Source organism: Mumia sp. ZJ430 (assembly GCF_011751845.1).
GTDB lineage: Bacteria > Actinomycetota > Actinomycetes > Propionibacteriales > Nocardioidaceae > Mumia.
Genome location: NZ_JAAHFK010000004.1, coordinates 400,336 through 420,970 on the forward strand (window position 1 = coordinate 400,336; position 20,635 = coordinate 420,970).

Annotated in this window: 17 protein-coding genes; 10 read left to right on the top strand and 7 right to left on the bottom strand. The window is 69.2% G+C overall.

Annotated elements, in window-relative coordinates; genetic code table 11:
• Nucleotides 1-31: 31 nt before the first annotated feature.
• The 6 genes from HCT63_RS18145 (at nucleotide 32) to HCT63_RS18170 (ending at nucleotide 8,894) form a co-directional block, all read left to right on the top strand.
• Complete coding sequence (locus HCT63_RS18145) at nucleotides 32-3,709, top strand: nitrate reductase subunit alpha (protein ID WP_167009279.1); 3,678 nt, start codon at nucleotides 32-34, stop codon at nucleotides 3,707-3,709.
• Complete coding sequence (gene narH / locus HCT63_RS18150; protein ID WP_167008174.1) at nucleotides 3,709-5,454, top strand: nitrate reductase subunit beta; 1,746 nt, start codon at nucleotides 3,709-3,711, stop codon at nucleotides 5,452-5,454. The genes HCT63_RS18145 and narH overlap by 1 nt, the downstream gene beginning before the upstream one ends.
• Nucleotides 5,451-6,164: a nitrate reductase molybdenum cofactor assembly chaperone gene (gene narJ, locus HCT63_RS18155; protein WP_167008177.1), complete on the top strand. Its 714-nt coding sequence runs from the start codon at nucleotides 5,451-5,453 to the stop codon at nucleotides 6,162-6,164. Before narH ends, narJ begins: the two co-directional genes overlap by 4 nt.
• Nucleotides 6,164-6,895, top strand: a complete 732-nt coding sequence (gene narI / locus HCT63_RS18160; protein ID WP_167008180.1) for a respiratory nitrate reductase subunit gamma — start codon at nucleotides 6,164-6,166, stop codon at nucleotides 6,893-6,895. Before narJ ends, narI begins: the two co-directional genes overlap by 1 nt.
• Nucleotides 6,896-6,987: 92 nt before the next feature.
• Nucleotides 6,988-7,728: a CBS domain-containing protein gene (locus HCT63_RS20580; protein ID WP_243843107.1), complete on the top strand. Its 741-nt coding sequence runs from the start codon at nucleotides 6,988-6,990 to the stop codon at nucleotides 7,726-7,728.
• Nucleotides 7,729-7,832: 104 nt separating this feature from the next.
• Nucleotides 7,833-8,894 (top strand): cytochrome P450, encoded by a 1,062-nt coding sequence (locus HCT63_RS18170; protein WP_243843108.1) that lies wholly within the window; start codon nucleotides 7,833-7,835, stop codon nucleotides 8,892-8,894.
• A gap of 806 nt (nucleotides 8,895-9,700) precedes the next feature.
• Here HCT63_RS18170 and glnA read toward each other — a convergent pair.
• Nucleotides 9,701-11,119, bottom strand: coding sequence for a type I glutamate--ammonia ligase (gene glnA / locus HCT63_RS18175; protein WP_167008186.1), 1,419 nt, complete (start codon nucleotides 11,117-11,119; stop codon nucleotides 9,701-9,703).
• Nucleotides 11,120-11,312: 193 nt separating this feature from the next.
• Between glnA and HCT63_RS18180 the strand changes: the two genes are divergently transcribed.
• Nucleotides 11,313-11,726: an RDD family protein gene (locus HCT63_RS18180; protein WP_167008188.1), complete on the top strand. Its 414-nt coding sequence runs from the start codon at nucleotides 11,313-11,315 to the stop codon at nucleotides 11,724-11,726.
• Between the two features lie 34 nt (nucleotides 11,727-11,760).
• On the opposite strand, the gene HCT63_RS18185 is transcribed toward HCT63_RS18180, so the two are convergent.
• From HCT63_RS18185 to lipB, 3 genes are read right to left on the bottom strand one after another with little or no spacing between them, the layout of a single operon-like run.
• On the bottom strand, nucleotides 11,761-12,477 hold the full coding sequence (locus tag HCT63_RS18185) for a DUF4191 domain-containing protein (RefSeq protein WP_167008191.1): 717 nt from the start codon (nucleotides 12,475-12,477) through the stop codon (nucleotides 11,761-11,763).
• Between the two features lie 23 nt (nucleotides 12,478-12,500).
• Complete coding sequence (gene lipA, locus HCT63_RS18190; protein WP_167008194.1) at nucleotides 12,501-13,436, bottom strand: lipoyl synthase; 936 nt, start codon at nucleotides 13,434-13,436, stop codon at nucleotides 12,501-12,503.
• A 42-nt stretch (nucleotides 13,437-13,478) separates the two neighbouring features.
• Nucleotides 13,479-14,201 carry a lipoyl(octanoyl) transferase LipB gene (lipB, locus tag HCT63_RS18195; protein ID WP_167008197.1) on the bottom strand — a complete coding sequence of 241 codons (723 nt, stop codon included), beginning with the start codon at nucleotides 14,199-14,201 and terminating at the stop codon, nucleotides 13,479-13,481.
• A gap of 84 nt (nucleotides 14,202-14,285) precedes the next feature.
• On the opposite strand from lipB, the gene HCT63_RS18200 reads away from it, so the two are divergent.
• From HCT63_RS18200 to HCT63_RS18210, 3 genes are all read left to right on the top strand, one after another.
• Entirely contained in the window at nucleotides 14,286-14,726 is a 441-nt protein-coding gene (locus HCT63_RS18200) for a hypothetical protein (protein WP_167008200.1), read from the top strand.
• Nucleotides 14,727-14,831: 105 nt separating this feature from the next.
• Nucleotides 14,832-15,377 (top strand): hypothetical protein, encoded by a 546-nt coding sequence (locus HCT63_RS18205; RefSeq protein ID WP_167007266.1) that lies wholly within the window; start codon nucleotides 14,832-14,834, stop codon nucleotides 15,375-15,377.
• Nucleotides 15,371-16,306, top strand: a complete 936-nt coding sequence (locus HCT63_RS18210; protein WP_167008203.1) for a hypothetical protein — start codon at nucleotides 15,371-15,373, stop codon at nucleotides 16,304-16,306. Before HCT63_RS18205 ends, HCT63_RS18210 begins: the two co-directional genes overlap by 7 nt.
• A gap of 12 nt (nucleotides 16,307-16,318) precedes the next feature.
• On the opposite strand, the gene HCT63_RS18215 is transcribed toward HCT63_RS18210, so the two are convergent.
• From HCT63_RS18215 to lpdA, 3 genes are read right to left on the bottom strand one after another with little or no spacing between them, the layout of a single operon-like run.
• Complete coding sequence (locus HCT63_RS18215) at nucleotides 16,319-17,230, bottom strand: TIGR01777 family oxidoreductase (protein WP_167008206.1); 912 nt, start codon at nucleotides 17,228-17,230, stop codon at nucleotides 16,319-16,321.
• Nucleotides 17,231-17,286: 56 nt separating this feature from the next.
• Entirely contained in the window at nucleotides 17,287-19,125 is a 1,839-nt protein-coding gene (gene sucB, locus HCT63_RS18220; RefSeq protein WP_167008209.1) for a 2-oxoglutarate dehydrogenase, E2 component, dihydrolipoamide succinyltransferase, read from the bottom strand.
• 20 nt (nucleotides 19,126-19,145) lie between these two features.
• A complete protein-coding gene (gene lpdA / locus HCT63_RS18225) occupies nucleotides 19,146-20,531 on the bottom strand; it encodes a dihydrolipoyl dehydrogenase (RefSeq protein ID WP_243843109.1) in 1,386 nt (461 codons plus the stop codon).
• Nucleotides 20,532-20,635: the final 104 nt, after the last annotated feature.

Below are 20,635 nucleotides of genomic sequence, written 5' to 3' on the forward strand. Positions count from 1 at the left end.
CCCCGACGCTCGGAACGGTCGCGAGATCGGTATGGACGGAGGGCTCAGTGATGCGCTGGTACGCAGCCGACGCTACTTCACCAGGGGGACGGTCTCCGACGACCTACGAGCGCTGGTCAAGACCGGCGGCCGGGACGCGGACTCGTTCTACCGGGACCGCTGGAGCCACGACAAGGTCGTGCGTTCGACCCACGGCGTGAACTGCACGGGGTCGTGCTCGTGGAAGGTCTACGTCAAGGACGGGATCATCACCTGGGAGACCCAGCAGACCGACTACCCCTCGGTCGGGCCGGACTCCCCGGAGTACGAGCCCCGTGGTTGTCCCCGTGGTGCGGCGTTCTCCTGGTACACCTATTCGCCCACGCGGGTGCGCTACCCCTACGTCCGCGGCGTGCTGCTCCAGATGTACCGCGAGGCCAAGTCCCAGCACGGCGGCGACCCCGTCAAGGCCTGGGCGCACATCGTCGATAACCCCCAGCGCGCCAAGGCCTACAAGTCCGCCCGCGGCAAGGGCGGCCTGGTCCGGGCCACCTGGGACGAGGCCACCGAGATGGTCGCCGCCGCCTACGTGCACACGATCCAGAAGTGGGGCCCCGACCGGGTCGCCGGCTTCTCGCCGATCCCGGCGATGTCGATGGTCTCGCACGCCTCCGGCGCGCGGTTCACGTCATTGGTCGGCGGGTCGATGCTGAGCTTCTACGACTGGTATGCCGACCTGCCGGTGGCCTCTCCTCAGGTCTTCGGTGACCAGACGGACGTCCCGGAGTCTGGAGACTGGTGGGACGCGGGTTATCTGATCATGTGGGGCTCCAACGTCCCGGTCACCCGCACGCCCGACGCGCACTGGATGGCCGAGGCCCGCTACCGCGGCCAGAAGGTCGTCGTGGTCGCGCCTGACTACGCCGACAACGTGAAGTTCGCCGACGAGTGGCTGGCCATCGCCCCCGGCACCGACGGCGCCCTGGCGATGTCGATGGGCCACGTCATCCTCAAGGAGTTCTTTGTCGACCGGCAGACGCCCTACTTCACCGACTACACGAAGAAGTTCACCGACCTGCCCTACCTCGTCTCCCTCGACGAAGTGGCCGACGCGGCGGGCACCTACCGGGCTGGCAAGTTCCTTACCGCCGCCGACCTGCCCGCGCACGCCGCCGAGGAGAACGCGCATTTCAAGACCGTCCTCCTCGACGCCCGGACCAACCAGCCGGTGGTGCCCAACGGCTCTCTCGGCGACCGCTACGGAGATGCCGGCGTCGGCAAGTGGAACCTCGACCTCGGAGACGTCGACCCGCGGCTGAGCGTGCTGGAGCCCGGCTGCGAGACCGTCTCGCTCGAGTTGCCGCGCTTCGACGACGTCGACGGGACACCTGGCTCGCTGCCACGTGACGTCCCGGTGCGCCGCATCGGCGACCGCCTGGTCACCACCGTCTTCGACCTGATGCTCGCCCAGTACGGCGTGGGCCGCGACGGCCTCGCCGGCTACGCCACGTCCTACGACGACGCGACGGCGCCCTACACGCCCGCGTGGCAGGAGTCGATCACCAACGTCCCCGCCTCGGCCGCCGCTCGGATCGCCCGCGAGTTCGCACAGAACGCCGAGGACTCCAAGGGTCGCTCGATGATCCTGATGGGCGCCGGCACCAACCACTGGTTCCACTCCGACACGATCTACCGCGGCTTCCTCGGGCTGACCACGCTCACCGGCTGCCAGGGCATCAACGGCGGCGGCTGGGCGCACTACGTCGGCCAGGAGAAGTGCCGCCCGGTGACCGGCTGGGCCCAACTCGCCTTCGGCCTCGACTGGAACCGTCCGCCGCGGCAGATGATCCACACCGCCTACTGGTACCTCCACACCGACCAGTTCCGCTACGACACCTTCGGCGCCGACACCGTCGCCGCCAAGACCGGCAGCGGACTGCTGGCCGGGATGAGCACCGCCGACGTGATCGCCAAGAGCGCGCGCATGGGCTGGATGCCGTCCTACCCGACGTTCAACCGCAACCCGCTCGACGTCGCCGACGAGGCGGCCGCAGCCGAGCGGCCGGTCGCCGAGCATGTCGTCGACCAGCTCAAGTCCGGCGACCTGCGGTTCGCCGCCGAAGACCCGGACTCGCCCGAGAACTTCCCGAGGGTGCTCGCGATCTGGCGAGCCAACCTGCTCGGTTCGTCGGGCAAGGGCAACGAGTACTTCCTCAAGCACCTCCTCGGCACCGACAGCTCACTGCGAGCCGGCGAGGCCTCGGAGGGCCAGCGGCCGCAGGAGGTGGAGTGGCACGACGGCGCTCCTGAGGGCAAGCTCGACCTGCTGCTCACCCTCGACTTCCGCCAGACCAGCACGACGATCTTCAGCGACGTCGTGCTGCCGGCGGCCACGTGGTACGAGAAGCACGACCTCAACACCACCGACATGCACCCGTTCATCCACTCGTTCAACCCCGCGATCGCGCCGCCTTGGCAGACCCGCACCGACTGGGACGCCTGGCAGACGATCGCGACCAAGTTCAGCGAGCTCGCGGCCGGGCGCCTCGACACTCGCACGGACGTCGTCGCGGTCCCGCTGCTGCACGACACCCCTGACGCGATGGCCAACCCGCACGGCGTGGTACGCGACTGGAAGCACGGCGAGTGCGAGCCGATTCCTGGCGTCACGATGCCCAAGATCGTCGAGGTCGAGCGCGACTACACCGCGGTCGGCGACAAGATGCAGGCCCTCGGGCCGCTGCTCGAGAAGCTCGGCACCACCACCAAGGGCGTCACCTACGACGTCACGAAATCGGTCGACTACCTGCTCCACAAGAACGGAGCCGTCCGCGGTGGCGCGGCCGACGGTCGTCCCTCCCTGGTCAAGGATGTGCACGCCTGCGAGGCGATCCTGGCCCTGTCGGGAACCACCAACGGCCACCTGGCCACCCAGGGCTTCAAGACCCTTGAGAAGCGCACCGGCCACCTGCTGCACGACCTGGCCGCCGAGCACGAGGGCAAGCAGATCACCTTCGCCGACACGGTCGCCGCGCCGGTGCCGGTGATCACCTCACCGGAGTGGTCCGGGTCGGAGACCGGCGGGCGGCGCTACTCGCCGTTCACGATCAACGTCGAGCGCCTCAAGCCATGGCACACGCTGACCGGGCGCCAGCACTTCTACCTCGACCACGACTGGATGACCGAGCTTGGCGAGGGCCTGCCGGTCTACCGGCCACCGCTCAACATGGGTGCGCTGTTCAGCGAGCCGGAGATTGGCGACGTCGGCGAGCTGGGGGTCACGGTCCGTTACCTGACACCGCACAACAAGTGGTCGATCCACTCGGAGTACCAGGACAACCTGTTCATGCTTTCGCTCTCCCGCGGTGGCCAGACGATCTGGATGAGCGATCAGGACGCCGCCAAGGTCGGCGTCGTCGACAACGACTGGATCGAGGCGGTCAACCGTAACGGCGTCGTCGTCGCCCGCGCGATCGTCTCCCACCGCATGCCCGAAGGGACCGTCTACATGCACCACGCCCAGGACCGGTTGATCGACGTACCCATCGCGGAAACGTCGGGGAAGCGGGGCGGCGTCCACAACTCGCTGACCCGGATCCTGGTCAAGCCCAGCCACGTCATTGGTGGTTACGCCCAGCTGGCATTCGCGTTCAACTACCTCGGCCCCACAGGCAACCAGCGCGACGAGGTCACTGTCATCCGCAAGCGCAACCAGGAGGTGACCTACTGATGAAGGTCATGGCGCAGATGGCGATGGTGATGAACCTCGACAAGTGCATCGGCTGCCACACCTGCTCGGTCACGTGCAAGCAGGCGTGGACCAACCGCACCGGCACCGAGTACGTCTGGTTCAACAACGTCGAGACCCGGCCCGGGCAGGGCTATCCCCGCACCTACGAGGACCAGGAGCGGTGGAAGGGCGGCTGGGAGCTCAACAAGCGCGGCCGGCTCAAGCTGAAGGCCGGCGGGCGGTTCAAGAAGCTCGCCACGATCTTCTCCAACCCGAAGATGCCCTCGATCCAGGACTACTACGAGCCCTGGACCTACGACTACGCCACGCTGACCGACGCCCCGGCCCAGGAGCACACACCGGTCGCCCGGCCCAAGTCCCTGCTCACCGGCAAGGACATGAAGATCACCTGGTCGTCGAACTGGGACGACAACCTCGGCGGCTCCGCGGCGACGCTCGAGCACGACCCGATGCTCAAGAAGATCGCCGACAAGGTGAAGTTCGAGTTCGAGCAGACCTTCATGTTCTACCTGCCACGGATCTGCGAGCACTGCCTCAACCCCTCGTGCGCCGCGTCCTGCCCCAGCGGAGCGATCTACAAACGAGAGGAGGACGGCATCGTCCTCGTCGACCAGGACCGCTGCCGCGGCTGGCGCATGTGCATCTCCGGCTGCCCGTACAAGAAGATCTACTTCAACCACAAGACCGGCAAGGCCGAGAAGTGCACGTTCTGCTTCCCGCGGATCGAGGTCGGCCTGCCCACCGTCTGCGCCGAGACCTGCGTCGGTCGGCTGCGCTACATCGGCCTGATGCTCTACGACGCCGACAAGGTGCTCGAGGCAGCGACCACGACCGACGAGCACGGGCTCTACGAGGCTCAGCGCGAGGTCTTCCTCGATCCCAACGACCCCGAGGTCCAGCGGGAGGCCGAGAGGGCCGGGATCCCGCGGGACTGGGTGCAGGCCGCCCAGCGGTCGCCGATCTACGCGCTGATCAGCCGGTTCAAGGTGGCACTGCCGCTGCACCCGGAGTACCGCACGATGCCGATGGTCTGGTACATCCCACCGCTCTCGCCGGTCGTCGACGTGGTCAAGGACACCGGCTACGACGCCGAGGACAAAGGCAACCTGTTCGCCGCCATCGACGCGCTCCGGATCCCGATCGAGTACCTCGCCGAGCTCTTCACCGCCGGCGACGTCGCTCCCGTCGACGGGGTGCTGAAGAAGCTGGCCGCCATGCGCTCCTACATGCGTGACATCAACATGGGTCGCGAGTCCGACGCCTCGATCCCGGCGGCCGTCGGGATGACCGAGGAGGAGATGTACGACATGTACCGCCTACTCGCCATCGCCAAGTACGACGAGCGCTACGTGATCCCCCCGGCGCACGCCGAGCAGGCGCACTCCCTGGAGGAGTTGGGCACCGAGTGCTCGGTCTCCCAGTACGGCGGCGGACAGCAGGGCCTCTTCGGTGAGGGCTCAGGCTCCCCGGTGCCGATCGCCGTGGAGAACTTCCAGATGCTCCAGGACCGGCAGACCGCCGACACGGTCGCCTCGCCGGCCGACAAGACCGCCCGGGTGAACCTGCTCAACTGGGACGGCAAGGGCGCACCCAGCGGCCTGTTCCCGCCCGGACCCGACGGACCGGGGCCTGACCCGGACACCTCGCCGCCGGACACGGGAAGTGACGGGGCAACGGGTCCCGGCGGCAGTGCTGGTCTCACCGGAGGGGCTGACCACCGATGAGAACCCGCAGTCGAACCGGGCTAGGCCCCCGAGAGCAAACCGTCGCCTGGCAGGCGACGTCCCTGCTGCTCGGCTACCCCGACGAAGAGCTCCTTGGCCGGCTCGACCTGGTCCGAGGGGCCTCGCACGAGCTTCCCGACCGGGTGGGGGAGCCGCTGCGGGCCTGCGTCACCAGCCTCGAAGGGGTGCCGCTGACCGAGCTGGAGAGCGACTACGTCGAGACCTTCGACACCCGGCGTCGGCACAACCTGTTCCTCACCTACTTCGCCCACGGCGACACTCGCAAGCGCGGGATGGCGTTGCTCCGGTTCAAGCAGACCTATCTCGCATCCGGCTTCGAACTGACCGACACCGAGCTGCCCGACCACCTGTGCGTCGTGCTGGAGTACGCCGCCACCATCGACCACGAGCAGGGTCGCCAGCTGCTGCTCGACCACCGGGCCGGTCTGGAGCTGCTGCGCATCGCGCTCGGCGATTCCGGCTCTCGCTGGGCCGGCGCCGTCGAGGCGGTCACCGCCACGCTGCCGCCGCTGCAGGGCGACGAGTGGGACGCCGTACGACGGCTCGCGGCCGAGGGGCCGCCCGACGAGGAGGTCGGCCTCACGCCGTACGAGACTCCCGCCTTCGATCCGGGCCCGGCCCGACCCGACGGACCGGTCTCGCTGCCGATGCCGGCCTTCCGCGCACCGACCACCCGAGGAGCACGCTGATGGATGTCTTTCTGTGGGTGATCGTGCCCTACCTGTGCCTTGCGACGTTCGTGGTCGGCCACTTCTGGCGCTACCGCTACGACAAGTTCGGCTGGACCACACGGTCCTCGCAGCTCTACGAGGACCGGCTGCTGCGCATCGGAAGCCCGCTGTTCCACTTCGGGATGCTCGGCGTCGTCGGCGGCCACGTCATCGGCCTGCTGGTGCCACGGTCGTGGACCGCCGCAGTCGGCATCGACGACCACCTCTACCACTACGTCGCCGTCGTCGGCGGCCTGATCGCCGGCGTCCTTGCTTTGGTCGGGATGGTCATCCTGATCTACCGCCGACGCACGGTGGGACCCGTCTTCTCCGCGACAACGGTGATGGACAAGGTGATGTACCTCTTCCTGGCCGTCGTGATCGCGCTGGGCATGTGGAACACGATCGCCGGATCCATCTTCACCATCGGCGGGGAGTACAACTACCGCGAGGGAGTCTCCGTCTGGTACCGCTCGTTCCTCGCGTTCCAGCCCGACGCCGAACTCATGGCCGAAGCGCCCATCGGCTTCCAGCTGCACGCCCTGACGGCCTTCGGACTGTTCGCGCTGTGGCCCTTCACCCGGCTGGTGCACGTGTTCAGCGCCCCGGTCGGGTACCTCACCCGCCCCTACATCGTTTACCGCACCCGAGACGACGCCACGCTCGGTAGCCATGCGCCCCGACGAGGCTGGGACCGGATCTCGAAATGAGTCGGCTGAGTGCCATCGGCCACCGCCCTGGCGAGCTTGAGCCCGAGGAGGCTGATTGGCCTTCGCGCCGCGTCCACCAGGCTGTTGACGTCATGATCAGCACCCCCAAGACGTTGCCTGCCCGAGCCTCGGTCGACGACGCCCGAGCCGTCATGGCCGACGACCATGTGCACATGGTGCTCTTGACCCACGGCGACAAGCTCTGTGGAACGTTGGTTCGCACGGACCTGCCCCCTGCAGGATCCGGCCACGAGCCCGCGCTCCGCTGGGCGGTTCTGCCTGGCCGAACCGTGCCCCCGGAAGCCCCAGCCGCTCTCGTTCAGGCGAGGCTGATCCGCCACAAGATGCGCCGACTGGCTGTGATCGATGCCGACCACACCCTCCTTGGCCTGGTTTGCCTCAAGCGCTCCCGGTCGGGCTTCTGCTCCGACGCCGGCGTCGCCGCACGAGCAAGTGCAACTGCCGCGCACACGATGATGGAGATCCACATGAACGACACCTCTCTGACCGCCCTCGCTGAGGAACACCTCGCTACCGCGCACGAGCACAGCGCCGGTCGCAGCGCGCACACCGTGTACGGCGGGCAGGGCCGCGCGCTGCGCCAAACCCTGATCGCGCTCGTCGCGGGTCGCCGTCTCGGCGAGCACGAGAGCCCGGGTGAGGCCACGCTGCAGGTACTTCGCGGCTCGGTCAGGCTGCACGCCGGTGAGGACACATGGGACGGCAGCGCGGGCGACCACCTCGTGATCCCGCCCGCGCGCCACGACTTGGAGGCCCTTGAAGATGCAGTGGTACTGCTGACCGTCGCCCTGCACGGCGTGCCGGGAAACTGACTCGGTCCGGAGGCAGACCAATGGGAGACCCGACAGAGATCGACACCGGCGAGAGCTGGGAGGACCAAAGGTCCAGCTACGACGCTCTCCGCGAGGATTGCCCGGTGGCTCGCGAGGACAACCGCTGGGTGGTGCTGCGCCACGCCGAGGTCGTCGCCGCTGCCACCGACCCTGGGACCTTCTCCAGCAGAGTCACCACCAGGCGTGCCATCCCCAACAGTCTCGACGGTCTCGAGCACGCCGCCTACCGCAGCGTCGTCGACCGCTACCTCACCGACGAGCGAGTTGCGGTCGAAGAAACCCAGTGCCGGCGTCACGCGGCCGCGATCATCGACGCCCTGCCTCGCGGAATCACAGTCAAGACCATCGCCAGCATCGGCATCCCTTACGCGGTGCGCTCACAGTCGACCTGGCTCGGCTGGCCCCGCGACCTGGAGGACCAGCTGGTCGCCTGGATCGGTGACAACCACGCCGCGACTCGATCAGGCAGCCGCGAGCGCATGCGGGATGTTGCTGAACGGTTCGACCACATCATCCGGCAACTTCTCGACGAGCGCCGGGGCCGGCCGGCCGCAGATGTCACCGGTGAGCTGCTGGAGGACTCGGTGGACGGTCGGCCGCTGACGGACGAAGAGATCGTCTCGATCTTGCGGAACTGGACAGCAGGCGACCTCGGATCATTGGCCACCTCGGTCGGTGTGATCGTTCACTTCCTGGCCGCCAGGCAGCAGGTCCAGCATGAGATGCGCACCCTCGTGGAAGCCGGCGCCGTAGCAGAGCTCACCGCCGCGATCGAAGAAATCCTTCGCATCGACGACCCATTCGTGTCCAACCGCCGTGTCACGACCCGGACCACCGAACTGGGCGACACAACGATCGCGCGGGGTGAGCCGGTCCTGTTGAACTGGACTGCGGCGAACCGGGATCCCCGAGTGTTCGGCGACCCCGATCGATTCGACCCCACCTCTAACGCTGCCGCGAACCTTGTGTTCGGGACCGGGCCGCACGTGTGTCCCGGCCGAGCGTTGACACTCATGGAGCTTCGGGTGCTCCTAGAAGAACTTCTCGGCCGCACCGCCACGATCGAACTGGCGACGGATCGTCCCGCAGTGCGCGAGACCCCGCCCGTCGGTGGCTGGGCGCGGGTGCCCATCGTCCTCCGCTGAGCTGGGCGACCACTGACCGTCGCGGCAGGAGGAGAGTCACTGCGGAGGAGGGTGTGTGAGCGGCCAGTCCCGTGAGAGGGAAGACCACAGGTGGCCGGCGCGCCGCCCGGCTGCGCTCGCCGTCGGCGCTGGCTCCTGGTGGACGCCTCGGTCGACGCGCAGCGGTCCTTCACGGGGATGCCCGCCCCGCGCCCGTAGCCGCCGTCCGCCACGCTGCCAGCGGTCGGCGGCCTGCTGGGCGGCACCGTCCACGAACCGAAGTGGGATGGTTATCGGGCCAGCACGAGCGCACGAGCGCCGGGTGCCGCGTGTGGTCACGCAAGGGCGCCAGCCTAGCGGCAGGGTTCCCCGAGATCGTCCAACCCGCCCTCGAGCAGCTGGAGCCGGGCACGATGATCGGCGGTGAACTCGTCGTGTGGCGGGACGGCCGACTCGACTTCGGGGCACTGGCCCCGCGGCTGGCATACCGCGACCGCCGCGGGCCGCGGGTGGACCTCCCACCTGCCTCCTTCCTGGCTTTCGACGTCTTGGCTGCAAGCGGCCTGGTCGCTAAGGGCGGAGGTTCGGTCTACAGGCACCTGTGTCCGACGGGGGCACCGGAGCGATCACGCAGACGCAAGTGATGTGGCAGCGAGCTGACGCGGGACTCGCGGTGGTGGTCGCCGAACCGGATTTGTCACAGACGAGCGGCCACCAACAGCAAACGCCACCGAGCGGCCAAAGGTCGCTCGGCGGCGTTTCTGCAGGTCAGCGGCTGTTCTTCGTGGTTGTTCGGCGTTGTTGAACGACCACAGCCAGAGGCCCGGTCAGATGTCGTAGTACAGCTCGAACTCGTGCGGGTGCGGACGCTGCTGGATCGGGGCGATCTCGTGCTCGCGCTTGAACTCGATCCACGTCTCGATCAGGTCCGGCGTGAAGACGTCGCCCTGGGTCAGGAACTCGTGGTCGGCCTCGAGCGAGTTGAGGACGGCGTCGAGCGACGTCGGGACCGACTCGATCTGGTTGTACTCGTCCGGCGGCAGCTCGTAGATGTTCTTGTCGACCGGCTCCGGCGGCTCGATCTTGTTCTTGATGCCGTCGATGCCGGCGAGCAGAAGCGCGGAGAACGCGAGGTACGGGTTCGCCGACGGGTCGGGGCAGCGGAACTCGATGCGCTTGGCCTTCGGGTTCGAGCCGGTGATCGGGATGCGGACACACGCCGAGCGGTTGCGCGAGCTGTAGACGAGGGCGATCGGCGCCTCGAAGCCCGGAACCAGACGGTGGTACGAGTTCACCGTGGGGTTGGTGAACGCGAGCAGCGACGGCGCGTGCTTGAGGATGCCGCCGATGTAGTGGCGCGCCATGTCGGACAGGCCGCCGTAGCCGGCCTCGTCGTAGAAGAGCGGCTCGCCGTCCTTCCAGATCGACTGGTGGCAGTGCATGCCCGAGCCGTTGTCGCCGAAGATCGGCTTCGGCATGAAGGTCGCCGTCTTGCCGGCGGCCCACGCGGTGTTGCGGATGATGTATTTGAACTTCATGACATCGTCCGCCGCCTTGAGCAGCGTGTCGAAGCGGTAGTTGATCTCCGCCTGACCGGCCGTACCGACCTCGTGGTGCGCGCGCTCGACCTGCAGCCCCGCGTCCTCGAGGTGGATGACCATGTCGTTGCGCAGGTCCGCGAAGTGGTCGGTGGGGGAGACGGGGAAGTAGCCGCCCTTGTAGCGGACCTTGTAGCCGCGGGCCTCCTCCTCAGCACCCGTGTTCCACGCGCCGGCGATCGAGTCGATCTCGTAGAAGCCGCGGTTGGCGCTGGTCTCGAAGCGCGCCTTGTCGAAGACGTAGAACTCCGCCTCCGGCGCGAAGAACGCCGTGTCACCGATGCCGGTGCTCGCGAGGTAGGCCTCGGCCTTGCGGGCGATGTTGCGCGGGTCGCGCGAGTACGCCTCGCCGGTCAGCGGGTCGTGGATGAAGAACTCGAGCGCGAGGGTCTTCTCCGGGCGGAACGGATCGATGTAGGCGGTCGACGGGTCCGGGAACAGCGCCATGTCGGACTCGTGGATCGCCTGGAAGCCGCGCACCGAGGAGCCGTCGAACATCAGGCCGTCTTCGAACACCGACTCGTCGAACGACGACACCGGCACCGTGAAGTGCTGCTGGATGCCGGGAAGATCGGTGAAGCGGACGTCGACGAACTTGACGCCCTCGTTCCTGATATAGGCCAAGAGCTCGTCGCGGTTAGAGAACATGAAGCCTCCTCGGCCGAGCGCACTGCACGCAGACCGGCCGTCGTATACGGGGGGTCGAACTGGGGCACATCGATGTGTCTCCCCGAACGTAGGCAGGGTCAGTTTCCCAGCCATGACCCGAATGTTTCACCCATGTTACGAAGTCCTCGGGGTGCTCCGAAACCCGGGATGCGGCGCCACGTACCCTGGTCGCGTGTCCCAGAACTCCCCGCAAGCAGCCACGTCGATGCCCGAGATCGCAGGGTTCGGGCGCCGGCTCGCCGCCTTGGTGCTCGACTGGGTCGTCGCGATGCTGACCGTCTCCATCGTGACCTCGACCCCCGTCTACGGGCCGGACGCGACCGCCTCAGCGTGGGTGCTGTTCGCGTTCTGGATCGAGGTGTCGCTCCTCGACGGAACCCTCGGGTTCTCGATCGGCAAGCGGGTGACCGGGATCTGCGTCGTCGGCCCGAACGGGCGTCCGATCGGCCTGCGCGCCTTCGTCCGTACTGCGCTCCTGTGCCTGGTCGTGCCGCCGCTCCTCCAGAACAAGGAGGGTCGGGGCCTGCACGACGTGGTCGCGGGCTCGGTGATCACCTACATTCGTCCGCGCACCACCGCCGAGTAGGGCCCGCTGGCGCGCCCTTGCCCGACCGCCGAGATCAGCGGCCCTGCATCATCCGGCGTGCGCCCTTGCCGCTGGTCGGCACGGGACCGCGAGGCAGCGGCGCCTGCGGACGCATCGCGTCGAGCGCTTTGAGCTTGTTGAGGATCGGCGTGATCTGCGCCGGCTTGAGCACACGCTTGGACTTGCGCAGCTTGTTGACCAGTTTGGGGAGGGGAACCTCGCCTTTGTCGGTGTCCTTGCCCACGACGATCAGCGTGATCGGCACCTCCTCGCCGACGATGCGCGCGGTCTTCTTGCGCTCAGTCGTCAGGAGGTTGCGGACGCGACCGGGGTTGCCCTCGCCCACAAGGACGATGCCGGGCGGGCCGACGACGCGGTGGACGACGTCCTGGCTCTTGGTGAAGGCGACCGCCTGGTCGACCTTCCATCCACGCTTGAGCATGCCGAGCGCGCCGGCAGCAGCGCCGACCTGGCCCTCGACCTGAGCGTACGCGGCCTTTTCGGCGCGGCGCCCGAAGACGATCAGGGCGGCGAGCACACCGGTGAGGACCGACAGCAGCGAGGTGAGGACGATCCCGAGCAGTCCACCGCCGCCGCCGAGGAACCAGCCGAGCGCGAACACGGCGCCGCCGACGACGAGGAACCACGCCAGCAGGCGCAGTCCGATCGTACGGTCGGCGCGCTTGGTGATCTTGTAGGCGGCCCGGATCTGGGCGATGCGGCCCTCCGGCTGCGACTCAGGAGTGGACATGCGCCCAGGATACCGGTCGGGCGTCAGCGCGATACGGCGGAGCGGGCCTCGATCGCCTGGTGGTACAGACGCCCGGCGCGGTACGAGGAACGGACCAGCGGGCCGGAGAGCACACCCGCGAAGCCGATCTCCTCGGCCTCGGCTCCCATTTCGACGAACTCCTCCGGCTTCACCCAGCGCTCGACGGGGTGGTGCAGGGGAGAGGGGCGGAGGTACTGGGTGATCGTCAGCAGCTCGCAGCCGGCGTCGTGCAGGTCGCGCATGGCCTGCGACACCTCGTCGCGGGTCTCGCCCATCCCGAGGATGAGGTTGGACTTCGTGACGAGCCCGTACGCCCGCGCCTGCGTCAGCACGTCGAGCGAGCGCTCGTAGCGGAACGCCGGACGGATCCGCTTGAAGATCCGTGGGACGGTCTCGACGTTGTGCGCCAGCACCTCGGGGCGGGACGCGAAGACCTCCTCGAGCAGCTCCGGCGTGCCGTTGAAGTCGGGGATGAGGTTCTCGACGCCCGTGTCCGGGTTGAGCTCGTGGATCTTGCGGACGGTCTCGGCGTAGAGCCACGCGCCGCCGTCGGGCAGGTCATCGCGCGCGACTCCGGTGATCGTGGCGTAGCGCAGGCCCATGGTGCGGACGCTCTCGGCGACCCGGCGGGGCTCGTCGCGGTCGAGCGGCGCCGGCTTGCCGGTGGCGATCTGGCAGAAGTCGCAGCGTCGCGTGCACTCCTCGCCGCCGATGAGGAAGGTGGCCTCGCGGTCTTCCCAGCACTCGTAGATGTTGGGACAGCCCGCCTCCTGGCAGACCGTGTGCAGTCCCTCGGACTTCACGAGCTGTTTGAGCTCGGTGTACTCGGGGCCCATCTTGGCCCGGGTCTTGATCCAAGCCGGCTTCTTCTCGATCGGGGTCTCGGCGTTGCGAGCCTCCAGCCGGAGCAGCTTGCGTCCTTCGGGTGCGAGCGTCACGTGACTCACCCTACGCGCCGTCCGGTGATCGCAAGGGGGCGGTCAGGCGAGGTGCGACGCGAGCCCGTACGAGACAGCTCCTGAGATGGCGACGTGCGCGAGATCGGGGCTTGGCGTGTACGGCTGCCACGACAGCAGCTCGCGCAGGTGCGGTTCGAGAGCGTCGGCGACCTCGGTCGTGGTGACCGTACGGGCGAGCTCGAGGCTCAGCGACGTGACTCCGGCGTCGGCGATGCCGCACGGCACGATCTTGTCGAACCACCTCATGTCGACGCACGCGTTGAGAGCGAGCCCGTGCATGGTCACGCCACCGGCGACGCGGATGCCGATCTGGCCGAGCTTGCGCTCGGGTCCACGCTCGTCGGCGGCGACCCACACTCCGGACCGCCCCTCGACGCGCCCGCAAGTGACGCCGAGGTCGGCGACGGTACGGATCATCGCCTCCTCCACGCGGCGGACGTAGTCGACGACGAGGACGTGCGGGGGGAGCTTCACGATCGGGTAGCCGACGAGCTGCCCGGGGCCGTGGAAGGTGATGTTGCCGCCGCGGTCGATGTCGACGACGAGGGTGCCGTCGCGGGGACGTTCCCAGTCTTCGGTGCGCTTGCCGGCGGTGAAGACCGGGGCGTGCTCGAGGAAGAGCGCGATGTCGCCGCCCGTGTCGGCGACGCGGTCGGCGTGCAGTGCGCGCTGCAGCGCCCACATCTCCTCGTAGTCGGTCTCCTCGGACCCGAGCCCGATCCTGCGGACCTCCAGCGCACTCACGCAGTCACCCTAACGCGGCGCGCTCGTCGCCTGGCCTGTGGACGACGGGCGCGGACAGGTGCACGATCGCGCGATGCTGGCGCGATGGATCCCGTGAGCCTGGTGTGCGCGGTGGTGATCGCCGCCGGCGCGGTCACGCAGAGCGCCGGCTGGATGGAGCGGTTGGCGGTGCTCGACGACGGGCGGTCGGCCGCGTTCGTCCGCGCCGACCCGAGCCTCCTCGACGACGTGTACGCGCCGGGCAGCCGGCTCCGGGACGACGACGAGCGTCTCGTACGGGGCTACGCCGCCCGCGGCCTCGAGATCGCCGACGTGCGGTTCGAGGTGCTGCGGTTCGGCGTCGAGAGCGAGTCGCCGACCCGTACGGTCCTGCGGGTGGTCGACCGCCTCCAGCCCGTCCGCGTCCGGCACCCGGGCGGTGCCTGGCGGACGCTGCCGAGCGACGGCGCGACGGACCGCCGCATCGTGCTCGTCCGTACGCCCGCAGGCTGGCGCATCTCGGCGACGGAGCGACTGGCCGGGTGACCAGCGGCGATGCGACGGAATGCGTTGAGACGTGACACCCGACGACGTTAGGGTGTGGCGGGGTGAGACGCCCCTGATCGCGCCCCACACCGACGGAGGACCCCTGTGACGAGCCGACGACCCCGGTGGTTCGCCGCTGTCGCCCTGGCCGCAGCCCTGACTCTCAGCGCGTGCGGCTCCGACGACGAGTCGGGCCTGTCGGCAGAGGCCACGGCGAGTGAGACGGCGAGTGCGAGCGAGGCCGCCGACGGCTTCACGGCCGAGGAGCGCGAGGTCATCGAAGCGGTGGAGCGCTATCAGACGGCCTTCTACGGCCGCGGCGCGAAGAGTATCGAGGCGACCCTCGAGGGCACCGTGACCGACCAGTTCTTCGCCGAGGCCGTTGCCGGCGAGAAGGCGACCACGGAGGACAAGGGCCTCCAGCGCCTCGGTCCGTACTCGTTCGAGCCCTCAGTGGTCACCATCGAGGGTGACGAGGCCGAGGTGCGCGGATGCCTCGACACCACTTCCTCCTTCGTGGTGAAGCGCGGGGAGACCGAGGCGGGCGTCGGCTCGCAAGCCGGACAGCGCGCCAAGCAGGAGATCACCCTGGAGCGAGTCGACGGCACGTGGCTGGTCGCGTTCCCCTTCGGAAAGGACGCGACGTGCTGAGTCTGCGACGCTGGATCCTCGGACTCACGGTGCTGCTGACGGCCTTCGCGGCCGCACTCACCGCTGCTGCGCTGCCGGCGTCGGCAGCGCCCACGTGCACCCCGCCCGCCAAGATGGTGTTTGTCGACGGCGAGTACAAGTGCGTGATCCCGGGCGGCGGTGGCCCCGGTCAGCCCGGCGACCCGGGTGATGACGGCGGCGGCGGCCCTCCCGCCCCCCCGACATGCGATCTCGAGGGCAGGCAACCTCCCTCCGGGTACGACAACCCTTCTGCGATGTTCTGCATTGGTGAGGACGTCTGCTTCGATGCCGATCACCGGGTGCCGCTGGCCCTTCCCGACGGACCGAAGCCGAACGAGGACTCCGAGCCTCGGGTGACGTACTGCTTTGACACGATTATGGGTCCGCCTGCGCCGCGCCGGATCTTCTGGACCGGCGAGGAGGAGATCCCCTCCAACTATGAGCAGGCGCTGGAGGCGATCGGCCGCATTGACCTCGCCACGCCGGTGATCAATATCAGCCCTCAGAACCGCACGATCGTCAACCTCGACACGTGGTTCTGGGCCACCGGTCAGCAGCAGACCCAGACCGGGTCGTCGGCGTTCGGCCTCGTCGCGATCGCGACCTTCGAGCATCTGGTGGTCACCACGGGGGACGGGAACACCCTCACGTGTGAGGCCGCCTCGACGCGTGAGGAGGCGCAGAGGGACTGCCGCCACGCCTACAATCGTGCGTCCGTGGGCGGCAGCGAGCGAGTCAACGGCCGTCCTGCCTACGCGGTGACGGTGGAGTCGCTCTACAGCTTGACGTTCGAGGTCAACGGCGCGGAGGTCGTCGTACCTGGCGCTCCGACCACGCTCACGAGCCCGACCGCGACCGCCGCGCTGCGGGTCGACGAGGTGCAGTCGGTCGTCACCCCGGGCGACTGACGAGCGAGGCTCTCAAGCGGCCGGTTGCCCCTTCGCATCGAGGGCGGTCGCGACGACGTCGCGTACGTCCCGGTCGGCGAAGGTAAAGCCCCCCTCCTCGAGCTTGCGCGGCGTCGCCCGCAGCGACCCGAGGGCGAGAGCCGAGAGCCCTCCGAGCGCGAGGCGCATCGCGAGGGACGGGAGAGGGATCATCGAAGGCCGGTGGAGCGCTCCGGCCAGCACACGGGTGAACTCGGCGTTGGTCGCGGGCTCTGGGGCGACGAGGTTGTACGGGCCCGAGGCGTCGGCGTCCTCAGCGAGGAACGTGACGGCCCCGAGCCAGTCGCGCAGGCTGATCATGGGGAAGTACTGCTGCCCAGAACCGAGCCGTCCGCCCACGCCGAGTCGGAACGGCAGCGCGACCACCCGCAGGAGGCCGCCCGAGCGGTCGAGGACCGGCGCCGTACGGAGGAAGCACACCCGCGCGCCTGCCGCGATCGCCGGAGCTGCTGACGCCTCCCAGGCCTCGACGACGTCGGCGAGAAAACCTGGACCGCGGGGCGTCCCCTCGACGAGAAGCGTGTCGCCACAGTCCTCCCCGTACGCGTTGATGCCGCTCCCGGACAGCAGGGCCGGCGGCTGAGGCGCGCGGGCGACCGCCTCGGCGATCGTGGTCGTGGTGCTCACCCGCGAGTCGAGGAGCTCACGTCGGTACGAGGGCGTCCACGGCCAGTGCGCGATCGCGGCGCCGGACAGGTTCACGACGACGTCGGAGGCATCGATCACCGCCTGGTCGACCTCTCCGACATCAGGGTCCCAGTGTGACTCGTCGGGACCGTCGGGCTCGCGGCGGACGTGACTGACGACCGTGTGGCCCTGCGCTCGAAGCCGCGCTGCCAGCGCGTTGCCGAGAAAGCCGGATGCCCCGCACACACAGAACCGCATGCCCCCATCTTGGCCGGGGCATGCGGTTCTGTCCGTTTGGTGGCGGACGCCGGGCGTCAGCCCAGCTCGTCCTCGAAGGCACCGGCCTCGAGGCGCTTCTTGACCGTCGTCACGAAGCGGCCGGCGTCGGCACCGTCGACGAGACGGTGGTCGTACGTCAGCGGGAGGTAGGCCATCGCACGGATCGAGAGCGTGTCGTTGCCGTCGACGTCGCTCACCACGACCGGCCGCTTGACGACCGCGCCGGTCGCCAGCATCGCTGCCTGCGGCTGCACGATGATCGGCGTGTCGAACAGACCGCCGAACGAGCCGATGTTGGTGACGGTGAACGTGCCACCCGAGAGCTCGTGCGGCTTGATGTTGCCGCTGCGTGCCCGGGTGGCGAGGTCGTTGATCCGCTGTGCGAGGCCCGCGAGGCTCAGGTCACCGGCGTCGTGGACGACGACCGACAGCAGACCGCGCTCGGTGTCAACGGCGATGCCGAGGTTGATCGCCGCGTGGTAGGTGATCTCCTTGGCGTCCTCGTCGTACGAGGCGTTGATGTTCGGGTGCGCCTTGAGCGCCTCGACCGTCGCCTTGGCGATGAACGGGAGGTAGGTCAGCTTGACACCCTCGCGCTCGAGGAACGACGCCTTGTGCCTCGCGCGCAGCGCCGCGATCCGGGTGAGGTCGACCTCGTGGACCTGCGTGAGCTGCGCCGCGACCTGGAGGGACTCCTTGGTCTTGATCGCGGTGAGCTGACGGATGCGGTTCGCCTTCTGGACCGTACCGGCGAGACCGGACAGGTCGCGGTCGGCGGCGGCGGGTGCAGCGGCGGCGGGAGCGGGAGCTGCCTCCTCCTTGGCCTTCGCGGCAGCGGCAGCAGCCTCCTTGGCCTTGGCCGAGGCGTCGAGCACGTCCTGCTTGCGGATACGACCGCCGACGCCGGTGCCCTCGACGTCGTCGAGTGCGACACCTTCACGCTCAGCGAGCTTGCGGACGATCGGCGTCACGTACTGACGGCCGTCAGGCTTGACGGCGCTCGGTGCGCTCGTCGGTGCGGCGGGCTTGGACTGCGCCGGAGCGGCGGGCTGAGCCTGTACGGAGGCCGCGGGCTCAGGCTCAGCGGCGGGCTCGGGCTCAGCGGCGGGCTCGGGCTCAGCGGCGGGCTCGGGCTCAGCGGCGGGCTCGGGCTGCGATGCCGGGGCCGACGGCGCGCTCGCGGCCTGCGGGGCAGCACCTGCCGCGCCGATGAGCGCGAGCTGGGCGCCGACCTCGATGGTCTCGTCCTCGGCAGCGGAGATCTCCAGGAGCGTCCCTGCGACGGGCGACGGGATCTCGGTGTCGACCTTGTCGGTAGAGACCTCGAGCAGCGGCTCGTCGACGGCGACGTCGTCGCCGACCTGCTTCAGCCAGCGCGTGACCGTACCCTCGGTGACGCTCTCGCCGAGCTCGGGGAGGGTGACCGGCGTGGCGTCGCCCGAGGCGGCGGGCGCGGCCTCGGCGGCGGGCGCCTCCTGCTCCTGCTCAGCGGCCACCGCGGGGGTCGCCTCGGTCTGCGGGGGAGTGCTGGCCTCGCCGGCGGGCTCCTCGGGGGCCTGCTCTTCCGCGGCAGGCTCCTCGGGCGTCTCCTCTGCGGGGGCCTCGCTGGCCGGAGCGGCGTCGCCCGTGGACTCGCCCTCCTCACCGATCGTCGCGAGCACGGCGCCGACCTCGACGGTCTCGTCCTCGGCGGCGGCGATCTCGAGGAGGACGCCGGCGACCGGCGACGGGATCTCGGTGTCGACCTTGTCGGTGGACACCTCCAGCAGCGGCTCGTCGACAGCGACCGTCTCGCCGACCTGCTTCAGCCAGCGCGTGACGGTCCCTTCGGTGACGCTCTCTCCGAGCTCTGGAAGCGTGACGGGCGTTGCCATGGGTGACCCCTGTCTTGATCTCAGGCGTGTGCGTGGAGTGGTGACCCGGCGAGCGCCAGTGCGGCTTCGCCGAGAGCTTCGTTCTGGGTGGGGTGGGCGTGCATGTAGGCGGCGACGTCCTCGGGGAACGCGTCCCAGTTCACCCACAAGGATGCCTCGCCGACCTGCTCGCCGATCCGGGACCCGATCATGTGGACCCCGAGGATGGGGCCGTCGGCCTCACGGACGACCTTGACGAGGCCGGCCGAGCGGAGGATCTGCGTCTTGCCGTTGCCGGCGAGGTTGTACTCGTACGTGGTGACCGCGTCGTCACCGTACGCCGCGCGAGCCTGCTCCTCGGTGAGTCCGACCGAGGCCAGCTCAGGCTCGCAGTAGGTCACGCGGGGGATGCCCGCGTCGACCACCGGCCGCGGTGCGCGCCCCGCGATCTCCTCGGCGACGAAGAGGCCGTGGGCGAACCCCCGGTGGGCGAGCTGGAGCCCCGGGACGACGTCGCCGACGGCGTACACGCCCTCGACCGAGGTCCGGAGCCGCTGGTCGGTGACGACGAAGCCGCGCTCGAGCGTGATGCCGTGGTCGGCGAGCCCGAGCCCCTCCGTACGGGGACCGCGGCCGACGGCGACCAGGACGAGGTCGGCCTCGAGGACGTCCCCGCCCTCGAGAGTCACGAACGCGGAGGACTCGTCCTGCTTGACGCCGGTGATCGACGTGCCCGTCCGGAAGGCGATGCCGCGCTTGCGGAACGCGCGCTCGAGCTGCGTCGACAGGGTCGCGTCCTCCGCCGGCACGAGCCGGGAGAGTGCCTCGACGATGGTGACGTCGGCGCCGAACGAGCGCCAGACCGACGCGAGCTCGACACCGATGACGCTCCCGCCGACCACGACCACGCTGCGCGGCACGTCGGTTAGCGCGAGCGCCCCGTCAGACGTGACGACACGGCCGCCGATCTCGACGTCAGGAAGTGTGCGGGCGTACGAGCCGGTGGCGACCACGAGGTTCTTGCCGGTCACGACGGTGTCGCCGACGGCGACCGATCGCGGGCCGACCAGTCGTCCCGTGCCCGTGACGACGTCGACCTCGGCACCACGGATCAGACCTTGCAGGCCGCGGTAGAGGCGGTCGACCACACCGGTGCGGTACGCGTTGACCGCGGGCATGTCGACGCCCTCGAACGTGGCCCGGACACCGAAGGCGGCCGAGTCGCGGGCCGCATCGGCGACCTCGGCGGCGTGCAGCAGCGCCTTGGTCGGGATGCAGCCCTGGTGGAGGCACGTGCCGCCGAGCTTGTCCTGCTCGACGAGTGCGACGCTCAGCCCGAGCTGACGGGCACGGAGCGCCGTCGCATAACCGCCGCTACCGCCACCGAGCACGACGACGTCGTGCTCATGAGGGGCGGGCTGGGTCACGAAAGGCCTCCGGATGGTGTCGCCGGCGAGGTCATCGCCGCTTCTGACGCCCCTCATCTTGTCACTGCGCACAAGGGGGTGCACACGTGGGGGCGCTACCCGCC